This is a genomic window from Halobacillus sp. BBL2006 (assembly GCF_000786645.1).
Taxonomy (GTDB): domain Bacteria; phylum Bacillota; class Bacilli; order Bacillales; family Halobacillaceae; genus Halobacillus.
In genome coordinates, this window is record NZ_JRNX01000637.1 from 1 (window position 1) to 3357 (window position 3357).

At 41.0% G+C, this 3357-nt stretch carries 4 protein-coding genes and 1 pseudogene; 2 read left to right on the forward strand and 3 right to left on the reverse strand.

Annotated elements, in window-relative coordinates:
- A partial coding sequence (gene trpS, locus LD39_RS17360) for a tryptophan--tRNA ligase (RefSeq protein WP_035550638.1) occupies positions 1–840 on the forward strand: 840 nt, incomplete at its 5' end.
- A 43-nt stretch (positions 841–883) separates the two neighbouring features.
- Here trpS and LD39_RS17365 read toward each other — a convergent pair.
- Positions 884–1645, reverse strand: a complete 762-nt coding sequence (locus LD39_RS17365) for a YjbA family protein (protein ID WP_035550641.1) — start codon at positions 1643–1645, stop codon at positions 884–886.
- A 90-nt stretch (positions 1646–1735) separates the two neighbouring features.
- Positions 1736–1936, reverse strand: coding sequence for a hypothetical protein (locus LD39_RS17370; protein WP_035550643.1), 201 nt, complete (start codon positions 1934–1936; stop codon positions 1736–1738).
- A 151-nt stretch (positions 1937–2087) separates the two neighbouring features.
- Between LD39_RS17370 and LD39_RS17375 the strand changes: the two genes are divergently transcribed.
- The gene (locus tag LD39_RS17375; RefSeq protein WP_231572606.1) at positions 2088–3092 is read left to right on the forward strand and encodes an LCP family protein; all 1005 of its coding nucleotides are present in this window, start codon (positions 2088–2090) and stop codon (positions 3090–3092) included.
- 40 nt (positions 3093–3132) lie between these two features.
- On the opposite strand, the pseudogene LD39_RS17380 reads toward LD39_RS17375, so the two are convergent.
- Positions 3133–3357: pseudogene (locus tag LD39_RS17380) on the reverse strand (beta-ketoacyl-[acyl-carrier-protein] synthase II); the annotation flags it as partial.

The following is a 3357-nucleotide window of genomic DNA, read 5'->3' on the forward strand; positions in this document are numbered from 1 at the left end:
CTGAGAGATAACATTAAGTCACTAGCAGCTCTTTACTTGGCTTCTGGAATCGACCCAGACAAATCAATCCTATTCATTCAGTCTGAAGTCCCTGCGCATACGCAGCTTGGATGGATGTTACAATGTGTCAGTTATATCGGAGAGCTTGAGCGCATGACGCAATTCAAAGATAAATCCGCAGGTGGTAAGGAAGGCGTAACTTCAGGATTGCTTACTTATCCTCCACTGATGGCTTCCGATATCCTGCTCTATAAAACAGATATCGTTCCAGTTGGAGATGATCAAAAACAACACCTGGAACTGACACGTAATTTAGCGCAGCGTTTCAATAATAAATACAATGACATTTTCACTGTACCTGAAGTCAGCATTCCTAAAGTCGGGGCAAGAATCATGTCTCTCCAAGAACCAACGAAGAAAATGAGTAAATCTGATACCAATCAGAAAGCGTTTATTTCTATGTTGGATGATGAAAAGAAAATACTTAAGAAGATCAAAAGTGCTGTCACAGATTCAGATGGTTTAGTTAAATACGACAAAGAAAATAAACCCGGGGTCGCCAACCTTCTGACAATCTATTCGATCTGCGCGGGCACATCTATTGAAGATTTAGAGAAGAAATATGAAGGAAAAGGCTACGGAGAATTCAAACAGGACGTAGCTGAAGCTGTTATCGAAACGTTAAAACCAATTCAGGAAAGGTATGAGGAGTTAATCAACTCTGAAGAATTGGATGAGATCCTTGATCAAGGTGCCGATCAAGCCTCTATTGAAGCGAATAAAATGCTTCGAAAAGCCAAAAAAGCTATGGGACTGGGTCGTGTGAAGAAAAAGAAATAAACGCTCGAACACAAACAAAAGCCAGAATTGGGATTTCAAATCCTCAATTCTGGCTATTTAAATGGTGTGATCGATGCTGGTTCTCACCTTGCCATATAGTTTCAAAGAAAGGCTGACCTTTAATGATTTTTCCACATAACTCCTCATGCAAAGGCGTCCACCCATTACATGTTCCTTCATAAAGACGCTCCCAAGCTTCTTCATTGGATAATTGTTTGATATGAGAATACTGACACGGATCCCATTCCGTAAGCCAGTACCTGATTTCCTCTGGATGGTCGGAGTTTTTCAATTGATCCAAGGCCATCATCAGCAGCTGCTTTAATTGACGCTCTCGCCTTGTCAGACCTGACATCTTGACAGGATCGAGTGAGAGGATATGATGTTCTTTGAGAATGCTTTCTTCTATTATATAGTTTTCTGGAGTCTTACCCTGAACCATTTCAAAAACTAACCGCTCCTGGCGAGGAATCAGACGACTCTTTTTGACCGGTAACGTGTACCCCAATGTATCAAAAACAATGACATCTTTTCCGTTTGTCACGACCGCAGCATAATCAACTGTATGTCTCTCTTGGTTTTTTTTCATATACGTTTTTCGATGGATATCCTGCAATAGGGATAAAGGTAAATCTTGAAGATCATTTTCGATAAAATCAAATAATTCGTCCGTAATAAGCAACAGCGGAATCTGATCGATTAATTCAATCCCATCTTCTTTACGCCATTCATGAAACCTGCAAACGTTGTACCCGTTCTCTTCTCCTTCAAACCAGTTCACCCATAGATCATGCATGTATAGCATCTTGGCCCCTCACTTTCATTCACTGATCTCTTTAGGTTACATTATGACCAATACTGGCTTTTTTATTCTTTAGAACCATTATTTACTAAACTAATCTTTCATTAGCGTAATCGAGGCAAAAATAAGGATAATTCCAATCGGGAACAGATAGCACTCATACCTGGTTCGGATCAAAACGAAAAACTCCCACCAGCTCAGCCCTGCAGGAACAAGGTTCAAATATGTGATGGTTACAGTTCCGCCAGCTACAGCAAGTCCGAAGCCTGTCAAAAACAACATCCAATACAACATCAGTCATCCCTCCGGCCTGTCCTCCTATTGCTATCTTATGAGGGACAACCTCCTCTCATGCGTAAGATTCCAATTGTTCTTGCTCTTTACTTACCTGCCATTTACAGGTAAATTAATGAACAGAGAGAGATATAACGAAAGGATGATCGACTTGTCGAAATCACGCCGCCTGCGAAAGCAGCGTCGAAAAAAGCGAAGGCTTAAACTCACACTTGGACTTTTTGCCCTGGCCATTCTAATTACTCTAGGTTATTCCGCCTTTGAATATATTTCAGGCAAGCAGAAAGCTTTAGGAAGTTCTAATGCAGATGCTGAAGAAAACCAGACGATAGAAGTTACGAAAAGCAAATACAAGGAATCTTTTAAAGGAGTAGACAACAACGATCATAAAGTAAATGTTCTGCTCCTTGGTATCGATCAGAGAGATACTGAAGTACCCCGCACTGATACAATCATGATTGCCCAATACGATACAAAAGCCGAGACGGCCAAAGTTGCCTCACTCATGCGAGATACTTATGTGAACATCCCAGAGCACGGATATAACAAAATTAACGCAGCTTTCGCCATCGGAGGTCCTGAATTGTTACGACAAACGATTTCAGAGAATTTCGGAATCGATCTTGAATACTATTCTATCGTCGACTTTGAAGGGTTCACACAAGTGGTCGATACAATTGCTCCAAAAGGACTTGATGTGGATGTCAAAAAGGATATGTATTACAAATCCGCTGGTGGAGGCACTCATATAGATTTACAAGCAGGAGAACAGAGATTGAGTGGGGAAGAACTGCTTGGCTATGTTCGCTTCAGAAGTGATAGTCAAGGAGATTACGGCAGGGTAGAACGCCAACAAGAAGTGATGAATTTATTAAAGGAAAAAATGATTTCTTTCAGCGGTGTATTGAAAGCACCTAGATTAATCGGCACTCTTCAGCCATACATTGATACGAATATGGGAAGCGGTAAGATTCTTCAACTTGGAAAAGACTACCTACTGAATCCAGTTGACCAGGTAGAAACCCTTCGTATACCTACGGATGACAATGTATGGAATGAACGTAAAGATTACCCGATCGGTCTTGTACTGGCTCATGATGAAGTTAAAACCCGGGAAACACTACAAGATTACTTCAATGGAGAGGAAAGCTCATAATAAAAACCCGATGTCTTTTTTGACATCGGGTTTTCGTGATTTAATCCGTATACTTCTGGAAAATTAGCGCAGCATTATGGCCACCGAAGCCTAATGAGTTACTCATTACTGCGTTCACTTCTTGTTTACGAGCTTCGTTAGGAACATAATCCAAATCACAATCTGGATCTGGTGTTTCATAGTTGATGGTTGGAGGCAGAATTCCATCATTGATTGCTTTCAATGAAATGACAGCCTCTACTGCACCAGCCGCTCCAAGCAAGTG